The sequence below is a fragment of the Paenibacillus sp. 2TAB19 genome, assembly GCF_052115185.1.
Taxonomy (GTDB): domain Bacteria; phylum Bacillota; class Bacilli; order Paenibacillales; family Paenibacillaceae; genus Pristimantibacillus.
This window is the reverse complement of record NZ_JBFRGE010000002.1, coordinates 61736-86420: the sequence shown is the minus strand read 5'-3', so window position 1 is coordinate 86420 and position 24685 is coordinate 61736. Positions and strand designations below refer to the sequence as shown.

Here is a 24685-nt window from a genome sequence, read left to right as displayed (position 1 = left end):
CCTATTTAGATAACTGGCGTCTGATTCAGCCGCAGCTCTTCTTCCGATGTTAGTCCGTTCTTCAGCGCCTGTTGACGCAAGGCCAGATAAAGTTCCGCCTTTGTGGCGTATATATATGGCATTACGAATAGAACACCAACGAATAATACGACTATACCGAGAAGAATCCATCCAAGAAAGCTTAGATCAAGCACGAAGATACGGAATTTATGTCCCCGTGTCATTTCCTTGCTTAATTCCACTGCGCGCCGATACCCAATGTTCGGGTTGTCCGCCAAAATGTAAGGCACCATGCTGTATGCGTACGATTTCACGATTCCCGGGATAATAAGGAGCAGAAACCATAGGAAGTTCAGGAACGTTCTCCACAGCATCGCTTTCACGACATCCCAATACCTGTGTTTGTTGAACGCGTAGCCGATATGGTTGAGATTCACCTCATGCTCCGCAGCTTGCTTGAAGTAGCGCATCGAACCGACCTCAAGAGGAAAACAGAGAAAAATACGAAACGCTAAAGCGAACACGAAGACAATAATAAAGATGATGATCGCGATCGCAATGAAAGGACCGATAACCTCCCAGTCTACATCCATGTCGGAGGAAGGGGATGATCCAAGGTTAAAGGTTGACGGACTGCCTCCGCCTCCAGTGACAAATGCAAGAATAATACTTACGAGAAACGCCTTCCAATACGATGTGCGCAGCACCTCTTTGGCTCTCTGCTTCAGCTCTTTCCGTTCCCACATCGCTGAATCTCTCCCTTCATCCCTTATTTCACACCTTACAATATGTACCATGTTAAATATAGTATGACAAGCCTTGAAATATGCATATAACAGCAGCATGAATCGTAAAAAGGCCGTAAGTCTCCCCGCTAAAGAGGCATCCGGCCTAAATGACGATCATCGCATTTGAAAATTAAATAGTACCATTCGTATTTACAACCGTAGCTGTAACAGCCCGGGCATTTATCGATCCCCCGGCRTCTCCTGCAGCTGTAGCCAGCCCTTTAACAGTAAATGAATAATTGTACGTACCCGGTCCCGGATTGTCGACCCAAGTAAGACTAGGTGTCACGGTAATTTGCTCGAATGGAGGCTGATTCGGCCCCGGCACAACGGCTTCATTATTAACAGCGATAATATCATTCGGATTTCTTGATAGGAAGCTATTGACCAAATAACTTAGACTATTAGTAAATTCCACATTTGCAAAAGCATCTAATTTCACGATTTGATTTGCTCCAAGAACAATTGGCGACAGGGTTAACGTGGTCGTTGCCTCGTTTTCCGTCAAAGGAACAGGCTCACTGCTTCCGGCAAATCGTACATCCAAAATGCCAGGGGGACCCGCTTGGCCCTGTATTCCCTCTATTCCCTGTTGCCCCTGTGGACCAGTAGCTCCAGTTGCCCCTTGTGGCCCAACTGCTCCTTGGGATTCTACCGCTCTAGCTGGTTCAGCAATATTCGCAGCTTGAATGGCTTGCGCGAATGCGGGCGTTGATACAAGACCCGGCAGCACGGAACGGACAACTTTATCGAATGCGGGAGTTGCAATTAAATTTCTAGCTGTTATAGGCAACTCAAGTCTGCTGACTCGTTCAACAACTGTAAGTCTTCTTCTTCTGACCACCAAAACATTCATTCCCTCCTGCCATTGCGTTGGATATATAACTATCCGGTTAACAGTGTATTTTCGGGGGATAGGTCATGGCACGACGTTTGTACCTGATTCATTCGTCTATTTTCGGCTGCAAGTTCTCCTGACCACTGATCGGTCAATCGGATGTATAATAGAAGGCAACATGATTAAGGAGGACCAACATGTTTATTATCATCGGGCTTGTGTTTATCGTTGTGTACGCCCTCATCGTATTCTATATCGGTTGGAGCGGTTGGACGTGGATAAAGCCGGCGGTATCGCGCAGGTTCCGGCTATTTTATATCATTACGCTAGTCTTTCTGGCAAGCTCTCTCTTTCTCTCCAGAATTGTCGCGGGGTCGACCATCCTCAGCGTCATCGGCAGCTATTGGCTGGCCCTATTCAGTTTATTGATCATGCTGCTCCCGCTCGTTCACCTTACGGTCTGGTTAACGAAGCTGACACGGCTGCCGCGCCATGCCATCCAGAAGTGGTCGGGAATCGTCACTTTGCTCCTGTTGGTGGCTCTGCTCGGTTATGGAAGCTTTAATGCCTTTAGTCCGACAGTGAGATCCTATGACATACATATCGACAAGAAAGGCACAGCGAATGGTGAGCTTCATATCGTTATGGCGTCCGATATGCATTTTGGCTATTTGTCGGGGAAAGGCCATGCACAGCGAATGGTTGAGGAAATTAACGCGTTGAAACCGGACATCGTATTGTTGCCCGGCGACATTGTGGATGACGATATTTTACCTTATAAAGAAAATGGCATTGGCGATATTTTATCGGAGATCGAGGCGCCTCTTGGCGTATTCGCTTCTTTGGGCAATCATGACCGGTTCAAAGGCGAGACGGAGGAGCTAGTCGCGCTTATAGAGGAAAGCGGCATCCAGGTGCTTTATGACGAGACAACCCAGGTTGGAGACTGGCTCACGCTGGTCGGGCGGAAGGATTACAGTGATACGGAGAGAGCGGAGCTTGATCGTTTAATGGAAGACATCGACCGCTCCGGGCCGGTCATTATGCTTGAGCATCAACCGGTCGAACTGGGTATCGCGGAGGAGCAAGGCATCGATTTGATGTTATCCGGCCATACCCATCATGGACAAATCGCACCCGGCAATTTAATAACCGACAGGTTGTTTGAAAACGATTGGGGTTACTTGCAGAAAGGATCGCTGCATTCCATCGTATCTTCCGGTTACGGCTTCTGGGGCCCTCCGATCCGTATCGGCTCGCGGGCGGAAATCGTGTCCATTCATGTCCGTTTCTCCAATTCGGAAAGTTAACGCCTAGTCCTGGGCTTTTGAGTGGATTTTGTGCAGTCAAATGGCTGAAAACGATACGATATCAGAGTTTGATTGGACTTTGTACAAGCAAACGGACGGAGGAACCCTGCTGAGGGCTCAAATGCCGGTTTTGACTGTATGTTTTCCACTCAAAAGTCGCTTAACAGGCGGTTGGGACCGATTAGACTGTATGAAATACAGGCAAAACGCCATATCAGCTGGAGAGGCCCGAAGAAGGGGCATGCTGAACTACACTACACCCAAGCATCGTTGGAATAACCGCGTTGCTCCCAATATCCGACATGCTCGCCGTCAATCAGCTCGATCCGGTTCAGCCATTTGACCGACTTGTAGGCGTACATCTTCGGCACGATCAGCCTTACGGGACCGCCAAGATCGCTTGGGATTGGCTTACCGTCATGCATAACGGTGACGAGCACATCGTCCAAATCCGCTTGTTCAAGCGTCAATGTATCCGTGTATACGCCGTCACCGGAATAGAACTTCACGGTACGGGCGGATGCCTTCACCCCTGCCTGCTTCAGCAGATCCTTCAGCTTAATGCCCTCCCACGTATTCTTATACACCGACCAGCCTGTTACACAGTGGAAATCGCTCACCTGCACCTCGCGCTTCAGCGCGACGAACTGCTTCCAGTCCCACTTGAAACTGTGGTCGACGAGTCCGTCTATCGTGAACGACCAGTTCTCGTTCGTGAACGTCGGGATCGGCGTGACGGTGTACACGCGGAATTGCCCTTGGGCTCCTCCGCCGAGCGGAGGCGACGATGCCGGAAGCGGCTGCGGCACGGGAACGAGGCTGTTGCCATCGTTCTCGATCAGCTTCTCAAGCGACTCGCTGCCGCCAACGCCGAAGTTGCCGAGCGAATCGCCGACCCACTTCAGGAAGGAAGGTCCAATCGTGACCGCAAGTCCTGCACCAATTGCGCCGCGTATGAACGAGCGGCGCGTATACACCGGCTGTGGCGCTGCGGGATGCAGCGCTCCTGCAGCCGCAGCCGCCTCGCTTTCATCGCCTCGCTTAATCGTTCGGCGGTTCGGCTCCTTGAGCCACCGCACCCGAGTGAGCGAGTGATAAATGATATACGGCAGGCCGACCCACGTAAGCAGATCATGCACGACCAACGCCACATTAGAGACGCGCGGCCCGACTGCCCGGAACTGCCATAGCAGTACACCAGACAAAAACCAGCCCAGCAGCAGAGCCAGCACAACGATTACATTTGCCCGCTGGGCAGGCTTATCCTTAAGCTGCTTCCAGTGCTTACCCGCAAGCAGCAAATAATAGATTACCGGCAGAATCGAGGCGATACCGACAACGATATGCAGCCATTTGATCCATACGCGTCCTTCGCCGAGAATGCCGCGCCAGAAGCCGCCCACTAGAATGAGCCCCGTAAGCGCCAATAGGACGACGATCCATCCGTTCCACGTATGCAGCGACACGAGCTTTTTGCCAAATCCTTTGCGCACGCTTGCAAGCATTTTCCCCATACGGCTGCCGCTCCCTCATTTCCGATTTATATCCTTCTTCTATTATAGCGCCTCGATAGAACATATTCGATATGCTATAACATGACGGATTACGAAAACGAAAGGACCTCATCCGCCACGGTTAGGTGGTGAATGAGATCCTTCATGCCGAGTAAGGCACTTACTTCCCGGCAGCGCTCAAAGTAAACTCGAACGCTATTTCTTTATCTGCTGGAATCAAGTATTCATCATGCACAGGCGCTCCCCAGCTGTCATCGCCGCCGACGCCCATTTGCTTGCCAGCAATGGTCACGACCGTATAATGGATATTCGGCAGCTCCCATGCATGGGCTGCATTCTCCAGCTCGAAGGCGGTGTATGGCGACAGCGTGCATTCCACAGGCCTTTGCGGATCGGCGCTCATCTTCAGGCCCGCTCCGGCAGCATCGGTAATCAATAATCTTCTCACACCCGTGCGATTTCCCGATTCCTGAGGCACTAGGTAGCTGGAAGGCAGTTCGTCAACGCGTCGCTCGAATACGCCGAGACGCGCACCGAAAGCGCGGTCGACATAGTTCTCTTCCGGCCCCATCGCATACCACTGCGAACGATCATAATCAGCCGGGATCTTGAACGTTAACGCGAAGATCGGCAAGTTCGGCAAACCTTCGGCACCGCTATACCGCGAGCGAACACGAAGACGTCCGTCTGCGAATACGGTATAGGCTACACTTACCCGCACATCCGGGCTAATGCTGAAGGAGTACTGATAAGCAACTGTTGCCGACCCGGCCTCTTCGGTTAGCTCGACGCTCTCGCAACGGCGAGCCAGGCTTGCCGCATACCAAGCTCCCGCTTGGAAACCTTGGTTGTAGCCTTTGTCGTTATCCGTCGTCGCGCGCCAGAACAACGGCATTGGCGGAGCGGCGATCATCTCACCTCCGTCGCCATACCGCAACGATACGATCGAGCCCGCTTGCTTCGAGAACAGCATGGCGAAGCCTTCCCCGGTTACGCCGATATTAACGTCTCCCTCGATAACCTTCAGTTCCCCGGACGCCTGCCCTGCAACATCAGCTTGCGGTTGTAGCTCTACGATATAAATGTGCTGCCCGAACGCGACTTCATGCCCCGCTTCTGCCCACAGCTCGTCCTCTTTCAATACTAACGAAACGTGCAAGCAGTATTCGCCAGCCTCGCTATCGACTCCTTCCGGCAATATGAAAGGAATAACATTCGTATGCTGCGCCGCTACGAGGACATCGCTTTCACCAGCAAACACTTCCCTACCGTCCCGATACAAGCGGTATTGGAGACTCAATCCCTCCGTGCTCTCGAACAGGTTCTCGTTCTTAACGGCAACCGAGTCGAGCGACACTTCCAGCTTTATATTCTGATACAGGAACTTAACCTCCTGCATCTTCGGCGTTTCCTTCCGATCGGCAAACACGATTCCGTTGCCGCAGAAGCTATAGTCGGTTGGACGGTCGTCGTAGTCTCCGCCGTACGCCAAGTACTCCTGACCGTACCGATTGCTCTTCACGAGTGACTGATCGATATAATCCCAGATGAAGCCGCCTTGATACATCGGGTATTTGCTCTCCAGCTCCGTATATTTGTGCAGTCCGCCAACGGAGTTGCCCATTGCGTGCATATACTCGCAGCTAATGTAAGGCTTAGCCGGATCGCTCTGCAAATAAGCTTCGATATCCGCCGGCTTTGCATACATGCGGCTTTCCATATCGCTCGTGTCGTCGAACGCCCTATTGTGGAACACGCCCTCGTAATGCACCAATCGGCTCGGATCCGCCTCGCGGAAATAGTTCGATACATTCAGGATAACTTCGCCCGCATATGATTCGTTGCCGCATGACCAGATAAGAATGGACGGATGGTTTTTGTCCCTCTCCAGCATCGATATCGCGCGGTCCATGACGATGGGCTGCCATTCGGGCTTATCGCCCGGCACATTCCACGAAGGCTCGACGGCCCCCATCTTCTGCCAGGAACCATGCGATTCCAGGTTCATCTCATCGATGACGTACACGCCGTATTCATCGCACAGCTCGTACCATAACGTCTGGTTCGGATAGTGGGACGTACGCACAGCGTTGATGTTGTTGCGCTTGAGCGTCGCAATGTCCCAAAGCATATCCTCCTTCGTCACAACCCTGCCGCTGCGGCAATTGAACTCATGGCGGTTAACGCCCTTAAATACGATCCGCTCGCCGTTTAAGCACATTAACCGATTAATCATCTCGAACCTGCGGAAGCCGGCCTTCTGCACAATCGCCTCTACCAATTCCCCTTCGGCATTCCATACCGAAATACAGACCCGATATAAATAGGGCTTCTCCGCGCTCCAGAGCTGCACCTCTCCTGCAGCAGCGGTCAATGTCAGCGGACCGTCCCCGAATTGTCCTGTCACAGCAGCCACCGTAAGGCCCTCCGCATCCTTCAGCTCCACTCGTGCCTGAGCAGCCGGATGAATATTGTCCATCAACTGCAAATCCACTGTTAAAGTACCCTGCGAATAGGAATCGTCCAGCTCCGCCCGAACGCGCACATCCTGCACATGCAGCTCAGGAATCGTATACAGGTACACATCGCGGAAAATACCCGAGAACCGCCAGAAATCCTGATCTTCCAGCCAGCTTCCCGTGCTCCGCTGATACACCTCTACGGCGAGCTTGTTCTCTCCCTCACGCACGTATGGCGTCAGTTCGAACTCCGACGGCGTGAAGCTGTCCTCCGCATAACCGACGAACTCGCCGTTTAACCAAACGTAGAAGGCTGACTCGACACCCTGGAACGAAATATATACAGGCTGGCCCGCCATATTAGCAGGCAGCTCGAACGTCTTCACATAGCTGCCGACAGGGTTCTCCTTCGGAAGCTCGGGAGGACGCACGCCATCCAGCCCGTCCCACGGGTACATCGTATTGACGTATTGCGGCGAGGCGAAGCCTTGCAGCTGAATATGACCCGGAACCTGAATGTCCGACCATCCCGAGTGATCATAATTTACGTCATAAAATAAAGCTTCTCTCGCTTCCGCTCTGCCCGAATAGCTGAACTTCCAGCTTCCGTTCAGCTCATGTCTAAGCGCCATCGGCGCTCCCGCCTCCGCTTCCTCCATCGTGCGATAGTAACGATGATCCGAGTGGGCATCGAGACGGTTCACCCGAAATACGCTCACGTCGCTAAGCCAACCGCTTGTTGGTTTCATTTCTGCTCCCATTGCTTATGCTTCAATCCTCTCTATGCCAACATTCGTTAGTTTATAAATGCTCTCCCCGCCTATATACACGTTGAAGCTATCGTTCTCGCAGACCACTCGAGGCCCAATCTCCCACTGCTCTGCGCAATCACCTAGCTCGCTTCCCGGATTGCCATATACGCCAGTCGCTACCCAATGGACGCCCGGCTGCAAGCTGGCCGTCACCGTCGGAATGACCGTCCGCGCGTACAGCACATTCGTATTCGCGTTCGGATGAACAAGCTCAGCTTGCCCGCTGCCAAAGAGCAGTCGGATGCCGCTTGCACCTAGAGCGGATACGGCCAGCGCTCCTCCCTGCTCCTTGCCCTGTTGCAGCGTTCTCTTCCCTTGACGATCTTCAACGCCGAGCGCGAACCCGCCGTCGGCGGCATCGAGATATCTGCTGGACGCGATGCGGTGAATGCGCACATGCCATGGCGCGCCGACGATGAGCCATGTCTGCACCTCGACATCAAGCCACGGCTTCCATACGGTATGGATAACGCCATCCTCGATCGTCGACCGCTCCGCCTTTCGCTTGACCCGATAGATCCGGTCGCCTTCGCTAAGCGCGAGCATCGAATCGTATGCGCCTTGCGCAAGTCCCCATTCCGCTCGCGGCACGCTGAAGCCGAATCGATTGGAATAAGCGAACTTCTCATATTTGGCAGCGGTATGCGTATGCTCGTTCGTCGAGGGATGTCCTGCATTGAAAGCGACAATATGGTTGCTTGCTTCCTGCCTCTGAATGATTAGATGAGGCGACGGCTGCAAGAAGCGCTCGTCCAGTTCGGGCAGCGGCAGTTCCTCTGCCTGCCAGAACGGATGCTGCTCCGGCAGCGCCAACGGCAGGAACGTCTTGAACGCCCAATACGGTGATCCCGGTGCATTGTAGTTCTCCGCCATGACGAGATTCGGATAGGCGTAACCAATCGACAGTCTTCCGTCCGATTCAAAGATCGGCTGGGCGAACCACCAACGCAAATGCCGCAACACAATTCCCTTCATGACGCCATAGGGAACCACCTCCACGCCCGCATAAGCAAGCGCGCTCCAGAAGGCTGCCTGCGAGAACCGATACGTCAAGCTTCGACCGTAAGGCAGCGCGGAGCCGTCGCCTGCGAACCAGTAAATGAAGTCCTTCGCGAACAGCGACGCCCTTTCCTTATAAAGCGCTGCGCGCTTCGGATCCTCCTCCCCCATCCACTCCGCATAGATCAAGCCGTAATAATGAATCGCGAACGGCCCGTAGTAGTCGCAATGTCCGCCGATGCCGTCCGAATACCAGCCGTCCGATAGATAGAACTCGTCGATCCGATCCAAATTCGCGTTCATTTGCTCTCGGTCGTACGGAAGGCCAAGCTTCTTGAAGCCGAGATTGACCATTACCAGAAAGAAAAGCCAGTTGCAGTCGTAGACCGGACGTTCGTTGATTTGGTTGAACCAGTCGAAGAAGCGCCCCTTCTCCACATCGCACAGAGGATGAAACACCTGCTCGGGCGCCAGCGCCATCGCAAGGCCGAAGGACGCCATCTCTACCAGCTTCTGATCGTAATCGTTCACGACTCCCCAATATTCTTCGTGCTCCGGATTCGTTCCGTTTCGGATTCCTTCCCTATAGATGTCCCATAGCGCTGAATCGCCGCCTCCGGCTGCCAACGGCGCAAGTCCCCATAACACGCGCGAGAAACCTTCCATCTCCGCGGTTTCACTCGTACAGCCCGATCCTGTCTCACCCAGCTTTAGATGCGCCTTCCCATCACTATAATAAGGAACCAGCGGCTCGCATAACTGGCGAAGCGCATCCTGCATATCCTCTTTTGTCGCGAGCGGGTTCGACTTGATCGGCAATGGCTTCCCATTATTCGTCATGATCCTGTCTCTCCTCTCTCTAACCACTCGTTCTTACCAGAACAGCTCTTCATGCCCGTTCAATTGCGCAATGCCTTCGGCGAAGAAATAGTCGCCGTAAATAAGCGGCACATCAACATTTCTGCCTTCCGGATAATGACTCGTGCCATGCAGGATCAGCCCTTCCTCATCGTTGCGGTCCCATGCACCGTAATTCGTATACAGCGAATGCAGCATACGCTCTCCGGCGTCATAATAGAGCGAGCTCTCTTCTTGACGCACCAGCCTTGCGAGCAGCAGCAGCCCCGAAGCGGCGCAAGCTCCAGCAGAAGAGTCGCGGTACTTGACGACTTCCGGCGGCAGTCTGAAATCCCAATGCGGCACATGGTCCTCCGGCAGATTGGCGATGAAGAAATGAGCTACGCGCTTAGCAGCATCCAGGTAGCGCTCTTCACCCGTATAACGGAAAGCCAGACTCATGCCGTATAGCGCCCATGCCGCCCCTCGCGACCAAGCGGAATCGGGCGAGTAGCCCTGTCCTCCATGAATACGCTGACGCTCTCCGCTCTCCGGATCGAACTCAACGATATGATTGACCGAGCCGTCCTGCCGGATGAAATGCTGCAGCACCGTATCCGCATGCGCCAGCGCCATATGCTTATACCGGGGATCTCCCGTAATGTCCGTCGCCCATAGAAGCAGCGGCAGATTCATCATGCAGTCGATAATCGCCCAACCTTCGTTGCGGTCGCCGGGCTTCCATGGATTCCAGGCACGTATGAACTTCCCTTGCATGTTAAAGCGTCCGCTTAGCAGATTAGCAGCCAGCAAACCTCTCCGCCGGCCCTGTTCATCCCCGAGCAGCTTATACCTCGCCACGCTTGTCAGCGTCCACATGAATCCGATATCGTGATCCAGCCGCTCATAGTCGAGAATGACTTGATCCAGCTGATTCTCGCAGGATTCGGCCAGCTGCCGCAGACGCTCCTCTTTTGTATCTCGATACACGAGCCAAAGCAGACCTGGCCAGAAGCCTGCCGTCCACCATGAAGCCGGCTCGAGCTTGTACTTCCCCTCGACGCTTGCATGAGGAAATCCGTCACCTATACGCAAGCTGGTGCTTGCAACCTTTTTCGTAATCTGCGACCACGCATCCGCATGCCAATTCGAAAGAGTTTCCATTGCTTTTCCCCACTCCAATCTTTTTCTATTGCATCCTCTCTCCAACCAGTTTATAATCGAAAACTTCACTGGACTATAGCAACATGCTGTACTTAGTGAACAAAGGTGCGGTTTTCATGTGAACGGTTGTGTGCATCGTTCATTATTCGACAAACACCCGCACAGCGCGGCTCTTTTCACAGAAATGTTCACATAAAGCAACTTTGTTCACTGCCGAAAGTGGAATTTATGCATAAAGTAGGGAACGCTCTACTACCGTATACACTGTGCACAAGCTATAATTGAGCAGAAATGTACACACGCAGCAATGAAACATTATAGAGATTAAGGGGGAGTATTCATTGCGTTTGAACAGGATCAGAAGAAACGGCAAACTATACGTCAGACTACTGCTCGGTATTACCCTCAGCATCGTAATGGTGCTGCTGATCAGCTCGTCCGTGTATTACTTTTCATTCACCCGCATACTTCAGGATAAAGCCTATGAGTCGGATCTCAGTAATCTAAGGGAGACCGGACAAGCCGTAGCCAAAACGACAGAAAGCGCACAATCGGTTGCTTTCCAAATTTATCGGAACAGCGCGATTGCCAAAGTGCTCTATTATCAAAATCCGAGCGCTTTTGACGAGCAGGCCGTCATGATCGATATCAGCAACTACTTAGCCACCATGCCTTATATCCAGTCTATATATGTATATAATCCGACTGAGGATCTCTTCTATATATCAGCGCAAACCGGTCAGAGCGGTATTCTTGAACAAAGCGAAGTCAATGATGCAGGCATTATGGACATTCTCGACCACTATCAGGAGTATAAGCCGTTCACGCCGATTCCAAGGATTATCAAGGCAGTCAAATCGAATGAGGAGGATATAGGTGTATACACGTATCTCTGCTACGATGCCATCAGCTCCAACAAACAAATGAATTCCGCCGTAGTCGTCAACATCTCGGCTTCTTGGATCACTGGCGAGCTGGCGAGAAAAACGACTGACGGCTCTGCACGCACGCTGCTATTGGATGACCGGAATATCGTGCGTTCCGTGGGCGATCTTAAGCCTTTGCAGCTAAGCGAGCAAGACTTCGAGCTTATACAAGCAGCGCAAGAGGAGCCGAATAACGGGTACACGATCGCCTCGTTCGAAGGCGTCAAATCGTTAATCTCACGCACCTCTTCTCCGCAATACGACTGGCACTACGTCCGCATTTCTCCATACGGAGAGATCGTCAAGGAAATGAAGTCGGTGAGGGTTACAACGCTGCTTATCGCCTCCTCCGTACTGCTCGCGGGCCTGTTCCTTTCCTGGCTGCTCTCCCGCTATTTGTACGTGCCGATTAACAAGATCGAGAGCCGCATGGCGGATCTCGAGTCCGAACGAAGAAACAGCAGCTATACGATACGCCAGAACATTCTGCACAAGCTTGTTCAGATTCAAGAGTTCGATCCGCAGGTGCAGCTGGACAAGCTGCGACGGGCAGATATCTCATTTGATTTCACAAAGCCTTATCTGCTCATTTATCTGCGCATCGATCAGTTCGAGAAATTGAAGAAATATAATTCCAAAGATATGCTCACTTACAAATTTGCGAWCATGAATATCGCGACTGAAGTCTGCTCCAAGAACTTCCGCGTCGATTCTATCGAGCTAGAGGATGACAGTATCCTTATGCTGCTCAATGTAGTAGATCCTGCGTTAGCGGAATCAGAGCCGCTTCGTGCAATGCTCAGTGAAGTGCAGGCAGCGTGCCTCGAGTACATTCATATCGGCATCTCTGTTGCAGTAACGCCTATTACAGACGACCCGCACCAACTTCATGCCATGTATAAGCAAGCCAAAGAAGCCTCCTTCCACCGCTTCTTCCAAGGCAGAAGCGCGGTGATCGAGACAGAGTCGCTTCAATTCTCTGAGGGCGTCGATTACTCCTTCCCGGTAGGCAAGGAGAAACGTATGATCGATGCGCTGATCGCAGGCAAGACCGACGAGGCCAAATCGATGTTCACGGAAATCATCGGCGAGACCGCGCCGTATCCGATCCGCGTCGTCCATTCGGCGGCTACGCATATGACCGTCGCGCTAGGCAACATGCTTAAGGAAATCGAGCGAAACGGCTCGCTGCAGCTAGGCTTTAACGCGGAGCTCGCCGTGCCGAAGATCGATGACTTCGAAACACTGGAAGAAATGACGGAAGCGTACTTCACGTTTTTCGACTTAATGAAATCCAAGCTCGTCGAGAAACGCAGCGGCAAGCAAGAGGATCTCATACGGAAGATTACGCATCTTATTGAAACCCATTTCACTGATCCGAACCTTAGCTTGAACTACGTCGCGGACGAGCTGAACATGTCTTCTTATCACATCAGCCGCGTCTATCGTCAGCAGACGCTCACCACCATCGTCGACATGATTAATCATGTCCGTATGGAGAAAGCCAAGGAACTGCTAACAACGACGGAATGCTCCGTATCCGACATCGCCGAGAAGACCGGCTATACGAGCAGCTCGTACTTCCATCGCATGTTCAAGAAAATATACGGCGTCACGCCGTCCGAATTCCGTAATGCTCACCCTAAGAAAAAATAAGCATCTATAGCGGAGAGTGTCCGGTTCCGGTTCATACGGATCCCTTAGAGGTGTCCTAACCTTTTGAATGGATTTCTTCCAATCAAATGGCTAGGAACGAGATCAATTCAGGTTTTGATTGGATTTGGTACAGTCAAATGGGCGCTGGCGGGCTGCTAGGCGCAAGAATGCCGGTTTTGACTGTATGATTTCCACCCAAAAGTCACTTCACAGGCGATGGGGCCGATTAGACTGTATGAAATACAGGCAAACATTATATCTGTAAAAAAGGCGACAGCCCCCAGCGGAATCGATCCGCTCAGGCTGTCGCATTTATTTTGGTTATTGCGACTAAAACAATCTTTAGTCCCCCATGCTGTACATTTATAGTTGGTTGAACGTAGCGTCGCTCTTCTCGGTAGCCGTCGAGATTGGGTCAATTCTTAGGTTATAGCTGGAATGCCTAATATACCGGGTAGGATAGTTGTAGGATTGGAACGAAAACTTACTGCTGTCCGCAAGCCCCGCCACTTTATAGAACGTAGCATCGGCTGCGAAGGCACCACCCGTGTTCGTCTGTGCAACGAGCACGTAGTTGTAGTGTCTCAAGAAAATGCCAGGATTGCTTTTCAACTGGAAGGAAACGCCCGACGGGTCTGCCAAGCCGGGAACCATAATCCACTCGGAGTTCGCGAGCGTTGGATTCTCCACAATCTTGGCGTTGCCGGCATCATTGGCAATATATCTTGTCGGGAAGTTATGCGACGACCATCTCGTCGTCACCGCCGCAGTCGCAGGGGTGCCGTATATCTTAGCCTCCCAGAGTCTTGGCGTATACCAATTGCCAGGGTTATTCCACAGATCCGCATTCACCATATTAACCCGTACATACCGCGCCGTTGCATAGAGCGAGTCCGAAGTAAACCCGTAAGTCGTATTGCTCGTACGATCCAGCGCTACCGTCCAATTCATATTGTCGAGACTCGTCTCGATCTTGTATTGGTAGAAGCCTTCGGAGCCGTTCATCATCCACCAGGAGAGATCAACCGTTTTGATCGTATAGTTCGCTCCAAGGTCTACCTGCCACCAATTCGGCCATGTTACGCTTGTCGCGACCCATTCCGTCTGGTAATTGCCGTCATTCGCGTAGCTTGCCGGATTGGTCCCTAATGCGGACTGAGCCGTTGCCGTCTTGCCTTGGGAGATGAGCGTGCCGTTCGATACGCCGGATACGGCTCCCGTAGCGGCATCTATGCTGACTTTCTCGTAGTAATCCATCGACGCTGTCGTACCGCTCAACGTCAGAGGAAGCCATACATATCGGGAATCGCCCAAAGCTCCGGAGTTCCAGCGGTCCCCCACATAGATATAGTTCGTCGCGCTGCTGCCCTGTACCGTCAGGATGAAGGAAGCCTGCGTATAGAAAGTGGACGAGTTGCCGATCGGCTGCAGCGCCGACCAAGGTCCGTTCAAACTAGTGGCTGTCGAATATTTCGCTTGGTTCGGATACCAACCCGAAGCGCCTGAAGTAATCAAATAATAGATGGAGCCTTTCTTCACGATCGCCGGAGCTTCCCGGTGGTCGCCTTCGTAAATCATGTTCATCTCGGAATCAATGGCTAAGTAATCGGACGTCAGCTTGTATATTCTGAGATTGTAGTTGTTGTCGGAGGAGGAGATGAGGTACGCCGTACCGTCCGTATCCTTGAAGAGCGTCATATCTCGGGACTGCATGCCGTTCGGCTGGAAGCTGYCGTGGTAAGTGAACGGTCCGGTCGGCGAGGAGGACGACGCAACGGCTACCCGCGCAAGGGAATAGTCCGTTCCGTTCTCGTAATGTCCCCACAGGACGTATTTGCCTGTCGTAGCGTTATAGATGACTTTAGGACGCTCGATCTTGGAGCTGGCAAGCTCCGGGGCGGACGCCGTCGTGAGAGCATTGCTTTGGAACGTCCAATTCTTCAGGTCGGTCGAGGAATAGATGGATACTGCCTTGAGATTCGCACTATTATGAATCTTGTCCTCGCCATACCAATAATACGTAGATCCGACCTGAAGAATCGAACCGGCGTGCGCCTGCAGCGAAGCGCCGCTCGTGTCTTTCCACGGCGTTCCGTTCGTGATCGTTTGGGCGGCAGCCTCAGTGGAGGATGCGCCAAAGTTAAAGATACTAGCAGCAAAAGCGAGAGTCAGCAATAATTTGAACATCTTACTCACAACAAATCATCTCCTCTTGGTTTGTAACTGACTAAGCATCACTAGCCGAAGACTTTTGTAAGCGTCTTCAATTGTAACAGAACTCCTTCCTCCCTTATTCTTGCAAGCGATTCGTTACATCTATATTGCTACCATAACCATATAAACAATGACAGTGAACAATCTGAGTAAGCATGAACTAATCTCATTTTGCCCAGATGAACAAATCTCGTACATTGTAAAAAGCGCAACGGCGTGTTATTTCGCTGTTGTTCACATATAGAATAAGAGCTGCCCCTAGGTTCATAACCTTATGGGACAGCCCTTATTCTTAGTTAAATGCTATTATTGAATACCTGCTTCAGTGAGATACGCCAGCCATTGTTTCTTGTAGCCCTCTTGAATTTTCTCAAGACCAGCTTGCTTCGCTTTCTCCATGAATGTGTTCAATCCTGCTTCCACGTCTGCCACTTGTCCAGCCATCAATGGGAACAGATATTGTTTCTCTACTTGCTCAAGCGCCGATCTCTCTGCTTGATATTCCGTGTAGTCTTCTGCAAAGCCCGTGTAGATGTCTGGTACTTGAATAGCGTCCAACTCGTCAAAAATCTTTTTCACGCCGTCATAGCTTGGCTCGAACAGCATGAATTCCGGATTACGCCATGCCCAGCCTTGCATGCCTTCACGAGGGAAGCCGTTCGTGTTCGCGTCGCCAACCATTTTGTAGTGACCGTCTTCTACCGTGTAGTTCACGCCTTCGAAGCCGTATTGCGCAAGCAGGTTATAACGTTTGTCCGTTACAAGCTTCTCGTAGAATGCAAGCGCGCGCTCTGCGTTGTCGCTGCTCTTCGGAATAGCGAAACCGTTGTGGATCGGGTGAACCGGCGTTGCATAGCCATTCGTACGGCCGTAAGGCGTGTAGCCCAGCTCCCAATCCGGGTGAAGCGACTTCATTTGTTCTTGCGTGCTGTTGTAACGAGTCGGGTTATCGCCTAGCATAGCGGCAGCCGTTCCGTTTTTCAGCTTATCTTGGGACGTTTCTTTTTCGTTCAGCTCGTTTTTGGAGAAGTAACCTTTGTCTGCCCAGCTTTTGAAACGTTTCAGGTCTTCCAGGTGCTCAGGCGAGCCCCAGTACGAAGTGACTTCGCTCGGTTTTTGGTAAGTAGCGAATACGCCGTAAGGCAATGCTCCAACAATTTTGCGTTGGAAATCCAGATAGGCATCGGACAAAGCTTGATCAATTGCTCCGCCAATCGTTACCGGTTGAATCGAAGGCTCATTTTGCTTAATGCCATCCAAGTATGCTTCGAATGTAGCCATATCTACAGGAGTCGGCAGATCGTATTTCTTACGCAGATCCTCACGCCATACGAAGCCGTTCGTTACATACTCTTTGTACGTTGCAGGAACGGTGAAGATTTTGCCATCGATACGAACGGCATCCCACATATCCTTCGGCACGAAGGAGTTAAGCGTTGGAGCTGCTGTTGGAAGCAACGGTTCAATATCCAGGAATGCGCCTTTTTTCGCGTACTGCTGATATTGCGTCCAGTCCGCTGTGAAGATCAAGTCAACGTCTTGACCCGTGGAGAGGAGCAGCTTGTACTTTTGATCCCAGTCCGTCCAAGTCGTGAAGTTGAATTTAACCGTCGCGTTCAAATCTTCAAGTGCCATTTTATTAATCTCTGCTTCGACCTTAGGCAAGTCCTTAGGCGCGTTGCCGAGCATGTAGAACTGCAGTTCTACCTTCTTGGAAGTGTCGATGCCCGCTTTTTCGCCGCCGTCTGCCGGTGCGTCTGTTGCCGCCGTATTGTTCGTTCCTGTATTGCCAGTGTCGTTACTCTTGTTGTTGCCGTCGCCATTGCTGCTGCAAGCGGCCATTGTAGATAGGAGCAATACAGATGAAAGCATAATACCTGCCGCTTTTTTTGTTTTTCCTAACATGTGAATCCTCCCTTTGAATGTGTAATATCTATGTTAGCCGAAATCTGGTTGCCCAAACAACGGTTCTAACCTTTGACCGCGCCAATCGTTAAGCCTTTGACAAAATAACGCTGAATGAATGGATACAGCAGTAGGATCGGTCCTGTAACGACGATGGCCATGCCCATCTTCATCGATTCGGTTGGAACGCCCTCCGACAACACGATGCCTGCGCCCGCTCCAATGTTGCTCAGGAATGCGGAAGTATTAATGATGTTATATAAGTAGAATTGGAGCTGGTATTTCGTTGCGTCGTTAATGTACATCGCCGACGAGAACCAGTCGTTCCAATAGTGAAGCGCTAGAAACAAGCCTACAGTTGCCAGTCCAGGAATTGCGAGCGGCAATACGATCCGGTAATAGATCAAGAAGTCATTCGCCCCATCGATCTTGGCTGATTCCACAACCTCATCCGGTAYGGCGGAGCTGATGAAGCTCCTCATTAGGATGATAAGGAACGGCGTCATTAACGACGGCCAAATGAGCGCGTACATCGTATTCGCGAAATCCAAGTAGTTGGTGATCAGCATATAATAAGGAACAAGTCCGCCGCCGAACAATGTCGTGAAGTAGATCAGGAACGAGAACAGGTTGCGGTATTTGAAATCTTTGCGCTGTAGGACATAACCCGCCATTGTCATAAGCAGCAAGCCAAGCACCGTACCTACGATCGTTACGAAGGTCGTTACGCCGTAAGCTCGGAACAGCTCGTCCGGCACCTGGAAGATGACTTTATAGCCCTCGAGCGAGAATTCCGACGGGAAGATCGTGTAACCATTTTGCAGAATAGATGCATTGCTTGAAAGAGATGCCGACAGAATTAGGATGAACGGCAGTATGCATAAGATGCTGCCCACTAGAACGACTGTATAGGCGATTAACCGAAACCACTTTGTGGCGCTATCTTCTCTAATTTTCATATAAGCTCCCTCCTAGAACAGTGCGTAATCTTTGTTGATTTTACGGATGATGGTGTTAACGACCATAATGAGCGTGAATCCGAAGATCGATTGGTACACGCCGGCAGCTGTCGCCATCCCCATATCGAACGTTACACGCAAGGAGCGGTATACATAGGTATCCAGAATATCCGTTGTGCTGAACAGCAGGCCGTTGTTGCCGACCATTTGGTAGAAGAGGTCGAATTGACCTTTCATGATGCTTCCTAGCGAGAACAGCAGCAGAATCGCGAACGTGTTCTTCAGCATTGGAACGGTAATATGCCAAGCGCGTTGGAAGATGTTCGCTCCGTCGATCTTCGCGGCTTCATAATATTCTTCGCTAATTCCCGTAATGGAAGCTAAGTAGATAACCATGCTATAACCGAAGTTCTTCCATAAGAAGAACATGATAATCAAGAAAATCCACAGCTTCGGTTTGCTGTATACGTCTACCGGCTCTGCTCCAAACTGCTGGAGCACCGTGTTAATAACCCCTTGCTCGTAGTTGAACAAGTTGAATACGATAACGCTTAGAATAACGAAAGATACGAAGTAAGGAAGGAACAGTGCGGATTGCGTAATCTTCTTGAACCATTTCCCTTTGACCTCGCTAAGCAGTACCGCAACCGTTATCGATAAAAAGTTTACTAATAAGATGAAAGCGACGTTGTATCCGACCGTATTGAGCGTAAGCTCGGTTAGCTTGCCTGATTTCCATAGAAACTCGAAGTTTTTCAGCCCGACGAATTCCATTTGGAAAAGGCTCGTATTGAAGTCGAATTGTACGAACGCGTAGTAGATCCCGATCATCGGTAAATAGTTATTGATTAGAAAGTACAATAGCACCGGCAATAACATTAGAAATAATATCCGGTTCGTGTATAGCTCCCGCAAAACTCCTTTTTTCTTTAACATGCTTGTTTACTCCCTCCTACTGGTTCTGAAGCTTGTGACTGTACTTGCGTGTTCAACTGCGTGTTCACCTTACGTGCTTATGTAGCGTCTGACTGTGAATCTTGTCGACGCCTTGGCCCTGAGACCTACTATAGTTGACCGACAATGTTCTACATAGTGAAAATCCGCTTCACTGCTGAACATTTCACAGTTTTGGACAGTGAACGAATCTGACATTTCTGCACAATAGCAGCTTTGTGCAATACAAAACGGCTGTTCACTCACTTTTGTACAGCATGAAGAAAGCCCTGTGAACATAATGTTCACAGGGCTTTCTTCATCTTTCAATTGCTTAGTTCTAACCTCAATGATGAAAATTCCTGTTCTCTCCTCTCAAGGAGAGGTTAGCCCCATAAGGTGAACATTTTCCAATCCGGCATGCGTCGTCCTCATGATGTTGACCATTTCCGTATACGGCTGATCCTGCTGATTGACTAGGCCCACGTTGTAGCTTTCTCCGTCCACTCGCCCGGTAACCGGCTGGTCATAGTAGGAATACCAGCCCGAGCCGACAAACAATGGATGAACAGCCTGGCTTTGCGTAAAAGCTTGGTATGCCAATCCTCTTTCCCTTATGCTTGTTGTCATCGTAGCCAAGCTGAAATAGGAAAGTCCGCGTTCGGACGAGCCGAAAGTATGCTCCAGATTCAATAGAGGCTTTCCGTAACTTTCGTATCTGGTAATCCAGCTTCCGTCTCTTGAATAACTGTCAACGGAAAAGACGTCTACATAATCCATGGCCGCATGATCCCAATCCAGGCTGGTACGCCAAGTAGGAACGATGGACGTGCCTAGGAACAGATGGTTCGGATCATATTTTTTAATAATGTCTTTGATCATGGAATGGTAAGTTATGGACGCAAACCCGATATATTCCGATACGTCGGCCGCGGGAACTTTGTCGATATTGACCGGGATATCCTTTAAAGCGTCGAACGATGCAGCGTTCGTGCCCAGCTTCTGATTTACCAAGGTTAGGCTACCGTTGTATCTTTGCGCAAGTAAATCGACGAATGCGCTTTTCGCCGGAGAGGACGAAGAATAGGTCAGAACCTCTTTTACAATATCGGTAGTCCAGCCCGCTTCATTATCGTAGGTATAGCCGATCAACCATTTGCTGTATCTCGCATTTTGAAGCTGCGCCTTCAGTGCGTTCTCGATGATGGGTCCGCTCTGCGGATCAAATACGTCGTACGTCCATAAGATCCTTCTCAAATTCGAGGGGTCCTGCAGCGATTGAATGAACGGGAACGTCACGTTTTTCGGTTTGGTCCACTTGCTGAACGTGTTAAACCCCCACTGGATCAAACGCTTCTTCGTGATATCCTCCCATTTCGACTCAAAGTCGCTTCCGTATTTTTTCATGACATTGGCGACGACGAAACTGATGTATTCGCCGCCCGTATCTTTGGTGTAGGCAGGTGCGTAAGCGGTACGATCGGGCAATTGCTCGAAAATCTGCTTGAGGGTGCCGTCTGGTTTCAGGATCGGCGTCTTATACCCGGCCTCCCACAAACTTGTTGCATCCACTCCTTTAACAATAAAGGGATATCCGTCCGGCGTAATAAACCACCATTTTCCGTTGATGGCCTGAAGCCTGAAGTATCCGGTGCTTGCTTGCTTTCCTAAGCTTTTAAGGCCACCATATTGATCATATTTCGTGGTATCCAGAGAAATATTCGCCAAGGCAGCGGCCTCATTGGCATATTCCGTCCGCAACTGCGTTTCGGTTGCGACCTTTCCCGGCCAGGCTTCATTCATCCATTGACCGAACCTGTCCGCCAGCAGGGCCTCTTTCTTCAGTTCGGCTTGCAATCCCTCCTGAATAAGAGCAGGAGTCGGATTTTGCCCCTCAACGCCCGAACCTCTATAAATCTCGACTTCCGTCAGCGGAATATGTTGATAAGCTTGGGTACGCCTAATGTTCAGCACGATGAACCTGGCCGTCACGTTCGACATCGGGACGGTGACCGAATAGTTCAAGTCGGTTCCCGTTCTAACGTGTCTGGTTGCAATGTAATACCCGGTCGCCGACTCGGGACGGTACTTTACGGTAATGTCCTTAAATCCCCAATATTTGTTGGGTGAATTCAACACGATACGAATCTGGCTCAAAGGGTAGTCCTTCAACAAATCAATAACTACATTTACGGTTGAATGCGAGGTTGCGCTACCCATCCAGCCAGCGTAAGCCGGGGTTCCGTCGAACAAGACGCCGTCCGCCGCGGATATAACCCCGGACCCATTCCAGTCGGGAGAGTTCCCTCCGTTCGGAGCAGGGCTATGAAAATAGTTACCTGTCTTAAGCATATTTCCTTCCCCCTCAATTTTACCGATTGGGGCAAAGATGACTGTGGCGACAAATGCCAGCAAGAACGTAAATATACCGCTGCGATTATGCTTAGATCTTCTTTTCATATTATGTTGAGCCTCCGGTTGGTGTCATACTCAAGTTATCGTAATCACCAACGGATATTATTATAGTTATGATTTCTCATTTTTTCGGCTCGCTTGGCACAGGTGTTTCATGTCGTAGCAGCTATAACGATAATCTCCGATAACTTCAATGTAAAAAAGAAAGCCACATGGAGTTGTTACACTCGCATGTGGCTATCTATCCGGGTTGTACCCGCCTTTTCTCGGTAGCAAATCCTCAAAATCGCCAGAAGCTACCGCTTTATWTCTAACAGCCGCCTCCTACCTCTAACCTCTAGCTACTATTCCTCCAGCTCCTTCCTATCTTCCCTCGCCAGCTAGCGCGTTTGACGCACGATTGATGTAAACGACGAGAATGCCGTGTAAGTAACGGACATTTTCGACCGTTAGCGGCTCCATTTTGAGGTTTGCGAAACGTAACGGACATTTAAAGCAGTTAGCGGGTAATTGGAGTTGTATTGCTCCGATTTCGCCAGCTAGTAGCCGAAAATGTCCGTTAAATCGCGAACCCCCGAAAAAAACTGCTCTAATCGTCGAAAATGTCCATTAGACGAGGGAGGAGAGTTACCTCTTAGACGAGATAAGGTGTGACGGAGGGGGATCTGGCGTAAGGCGGGTCTGCGTCAAGGCTCGTGAGGCGCAACTGGGTTTGATTAGTCATTTATTCCCAACGCGTCAGGACGATAGGCCCTTCTTTGGTGATGGCCACTGTATGCTCGAATTGGGCTGACCACGCTCCGTCCCTTGTGCGTGCCGTCCAGCCGTCCTGCGCAATGTACACATCATCGCGGCCCGCCGTTAAGATCGGTTCTATTGTAATAACCATCCCCTCTTCCAGCAAAACGCCCGTACCAGGTATGCCGCGATGCTCTACGGTCGGATACTCATGTATATGACGGCCGATACCGTGTCCGACGAATGATGTAACAACCTGAAAGCCCTCGCGCTGCGCCCTGGACTGAACGGCGTAACCGACGTCTCCGAGACGTTTGCCAGGTAGAGCCTGCTGAATACCGTCCATCAGGGACAGCTTCGCCGCCTTAAGCAGCTTGTCGGCAGCAGCTGTTGTTCGCCCAAGGGCGTAAGTCCACGCTGAATCAGCCTTCCAGCCGTCTACATCGGCGACCATATCTATGGTCACAATATCTCCTGCCTCAAGCGGAACGCTATCGGGAAAACCATGGCACACCACATCATTAACGGAGGCGCAAGTGGCAAACGGATATCCTTTATAGCCTTTCTGCGCAGGCGTCGCTCCACGATCCAGCATGAACCGTTCAACGAACCGATCAATCTCCTGCGTCGTCACGCCTGGCGCAATACGCCCTGCAATCGCCTTGTGGCATGCAGCGACGATGCGCCCCGCTTTCCGAATGCCTCGAATATGCTCCTTGGACTTCAACTCCAGTGACATGACTGTGCCTCCTTAAAGTTTTTGCTCAAGTATGAGATGACTTTGTAAGCGTGTGTATATGTAAACGATATTCGTTGAATCACTCCCCCATGACGTCTATTCGTGAACATTTCCCGCATCCTCCAAAGGTTATGAGGATGCGACAAATAGCGGGGCAAGTTGAGGAGTAGTAAGCTCATATATGATCTTACAGAGTGGGGTTGGACGGTTGAGTGACCGGGGAAGGTGGAGTGGTGGAAAATTACGACAAACAACAAAAAAGCCTTGCCCGTTCCCAGCAGGAACGGACAAAGCTATATATTCGGGTACGTGTGCTCAACTGACCGAGGAGTTCATTCTGCCTAACTCGTCTTCAACCAATGTCGTCAATTCATCCTCGTAGCCACCTGTGATCCGGTACTTTCGAATGTAATCCTTCACAAATTTCCGCGGGTCCTTGGGTTGAAAAATTCTCGTGAGTTCTTTCAGGCTTTCCTTGACTTCATTCTGGCTATGTTTCGCCATGAAATCTCCTCCCTTATACGATGGATGGTCGTCCTAAACAGCAATGTACGAGAACGCATGCGGCTTATTCCACCGCAAGACCCCCCTCGGTGCAGGTAACTCCATGGCCAATGAGTCACAATGTTTTAACTTTTCTTACTATTATAACATTTTGGGAACAATTATGAAAGTGAACAATTATTAATCTATGCGATCGGCTTGTTCGGATATCGGCTCGGCAGCGAGCTCCGTATCCGCCGTACGGGCCGAAATCTTGACAGGAGGTGGGATTTCAGCCGATGATTGGGCAGCCGAAGCGAACTTTTCTTTACGAAACATTCTTAAATAAGCGATAACGCCAATGATAGCAACTGCCAGCCCGAACGCCAGCACCAGCATCGTTACCCAACCTTCAACCATGATCCCGCCTCCCTCCTATATATTATTTATCGGATAAAACGGTCCAAATTATTATCGAAAACCCAAATGTTTACGCTTCCATATATTAGGTATTATAACGAATGCCACAATGGTAAGCAAATGATCGCCAATCCCCCTATACGAGTCGATAAGCGCCGCTTGCCCAAGCGAGCAGCTTGCCGTCTTCATCCTTAACCTGCCCTTGCAGCGTCAGTGTGCGCTTCGTACGATGCAGCATTTCCGCCTCGCATATCAACAGCCCGCCCTTGCTGCTCGATAGGAAATGCGTGTTCATCGTCGCCGTCACCGTTCGTTCATTCGCATGAGCCAGCATAACGACAAGCCCCATCGCATTGTCCATTAACGACATCAGCACGCCGCCATGAACGATGCCGATCAAGTTCAAATGCTGATCTCCCGCATCCAAACAGATCGTCGCTTTTTTGCCGTCCGCTTGCACAACCTCGCAGCCAAGCAAGCCCCAGAAGGTAGCCTGCGCACGCGCGGCCAGCCGCGTCAAGAGACCGGCATCGCCTGCCTGCTGCACGAACCAATCCTCATCCATGACGCTCCCCC

Annotated in this window: 17 protein-coding genes; 2 read left to right on the top strand and 15 right to left on the bottom strand. The window is 50.9% G+C overall.

The features are described 5' to 3' along the window. Positions 1–5 precede the first annotated feature (5 nt). Together AB4Z33_RS01440 and AB4Z33_RS01435 are read right to left on the bottom strand one after the other, a co-directional pair. Positions 6–746 (bottom strand): DUF975 family protein, encoded by a 741-nt coding sequence (locus tag AB4Z33_RS01440; RefSeq protein ID WP_442048176.1) that lies wholly within the window; start codon positions 744–746, stop codon positions 6–8. A gap of 172 nt (positions 747–918) precedes the next feature. Then, complete coding sequence (locus AB4Z33_RS01435) at positions 919–1644, bottom strand: hypothetical protein (protein WP_442048175.1); 726 nt, start codon at positions 1642–1644, stop codon at positions 919–921. 179 nt (positions 1645–1823) lie between these two features. Here AB4Z33_RS01435 and AB4Z33_RS01430 point away from each other — a divergent pair, with 179 nt between their 5' ends. After that, on the top strand, positions 1824–2936 hold the full coding sequence (locus tag AB4Z33_RS01430; RefSeq protein ID WP_442048174.1) for a metallophosphoesterase: 1113 nt from the start codon (positions 1824–1826) through the stop codon (positions 2934–2936). A gap of 254 nt (positions 2937–3190) precedes the next feature. On the opposite strand, the gene AB4Z33_RS01425 is transcribed toward AB4Z33_RS01430, so the two are convergent. The 4 genes from AB4Z33_RS01425 to AB4Z33_RS01410 form a co-directional block, all read right to left on the bottom strand. Further along, positions 3191–4450, bottom strand: coding sequence for a molybdopterin-dependent oxidoreductase (locus tag AB4Z33_RS01425; RefSeq protein WP_442048173.1), 1260 nt, complete (start codon positions 4448–4450; stop codon positions 3191–3193). Positions 4451–4610: 160 nt separating this feature from the next. After that, positions 4611–7658, bottom strand: a complete 3048-nt coding sequence (locus tag AB4Z33_RS01420) for a glycoside hydrolase family 2 TIM barrel-domain containing protein (protein ID WP_442048172.1) — start codon at positions 7656–7658, stop codon at positions 4611–4613. 15 nt (positions 7659–7673) lie between these two features. Next, positions 7674–9560 (bottom strand): DUF2264 domain-containing protein, encoded by a 1887-nt coding sequence (locus AB4Z33_RS01415; protein ID WP_442048171.1) that lies wholly within the window; start codon positions 9558–9560, stop codon positions 7674–7676. A gap of 33 nt (positions 9561–9593) precedes the next feature. Continuing rightward, positions 9594–10721, bottom strand: coding sequence for a glycoside hydrolase family 88 protein (locus AB4Z33_RS01410; protein ID WP_442048170.1), 1128 nt, complete (start codon positions 10719–10721; stop codon positions 9594–9596). A gap of 341 nt (positions 10722–11062) precedes the next feature. On the opposite strand from AB4Z33_RS01410, the gene AB4Z33_RS01405 reads away from it, so the two are divergent. Further along, entirely contained in the window at positions 11063–13303 is a 2241-nt protein-coding gene (locus AB4Z33_RS01405) for a helix-turn-helix transcriptional regulator (RefSeq protein ID WP_442048169.1), read from the top strand. Positions 13304–13666: 363 nt separating this feature from the next. Here AB4Z33_RS01405 and AB4Z33_RS01400 read toward each other — a convergent pair whose 3' ends face one another. The 9 genes from AB4Z33_RS01400 to AB4Z33_RS01360 form a co-directional block, all read right to left on the bottom strand. Further along, a complete protein-coding gene (locus AB4Z33_RS01400; protein ID WP_442048245.1) occupies positions 13667–15490 on the bottom strand; it encodes an AbfB domain-containing protein in 1824 nt (607 codons plus the stop codon). A 333-nt stretch (positions 15491–15823) separates the two neighbouring features. After that, on the bottom strand, positions 15824–17422 hold the full coding sequence (locus AB4Z33_RS01395; protein WP_442048168.1) for an extracellular solute-binding protein: 1599 nt from the start codon (positions 17420–17422) through the stop codon (positions 15824–15826). Positions 17423–17487: 65 nt separating this feature from the next. Beyond that, positions 17488–18381 (bottom strand): carbohydrate ABC transporter permease, encoded by an 894-nt coding sequence (locus AB4Z33_RS01390; protein ID WP_442048167.1) that lies wholly within the window; start codon positions 18379–18381, stop codon positions 17488–17490. Between the two features lie 12 nt (positions 18382–18393). Further along, positions 18394–19317 (bottom strand): ABC transporter permease, encoded by a 924-nt coding sequence (locus AB4Z33_RS01385; protein WP_442048166.1) that lies wholly within the window; start codon positions 19315–19317, stop codon positions 18394–18396. Between the two features lie 372 nt (positions 19318–19689). After that, positions 19690–21774: a hypothetical protein gene (locus AB4Z33_RS01380; protein ID WP_442048165.1), complete on the bottom strand. Its 2085-nt coding sequence runs from the start codon at positions 21772–21774 to the stop codon at positions 19690–19692. A 679-nt stretch (positions 21775–22453) separates the two neighbouring features. Next, positions 22454–23206 (bottom strand): type I methionyl aminopeptidase, encoded by a 753-nt coding sequence (map, locus tag AB4Z33_RS01375; protein WP_442048164.1) that lies wholly within the window; start codon positions 23204–23206, stop codon positions 22454–22456. Between the two features lie 315 nt (positions 23207–23521). Further along, positions 23522–23710 carry a hypothetical protein gene (locus AB4Z33_RS01370; protein WP_307206031.1) on the bottom strand — a complete coding sequence of 63 codons (189 nt, stop codon included), beginning with the start codon at positions 23708–23710 and terminating at the stop codon, positions 23522–23524. Positions 23711–23890: 180 nt separating this feature from the next. After that, positions 23891–24109 (bottom strand): hypothetical protein, encoded by a 219-nt coding sequence (locus AB4Z33_RS01365; RefSeq protein ID WP_442048163.1) that lies wholly within the window; start codon positions 24107–24109, stop codon positions 23891–23893. Positions 24110–24245: 136 nt separating this feature from the next. Then, entirely contained in the window at positions 24246–24674 is a 429-nt protein-coding gene (locus AB4Z33_RS01360) for a PaaI family thioesterase (protein ID WP_442048162.1), read from the bottom strand. Positions 24675–24685: the final 11 nt, after the last annotated feature.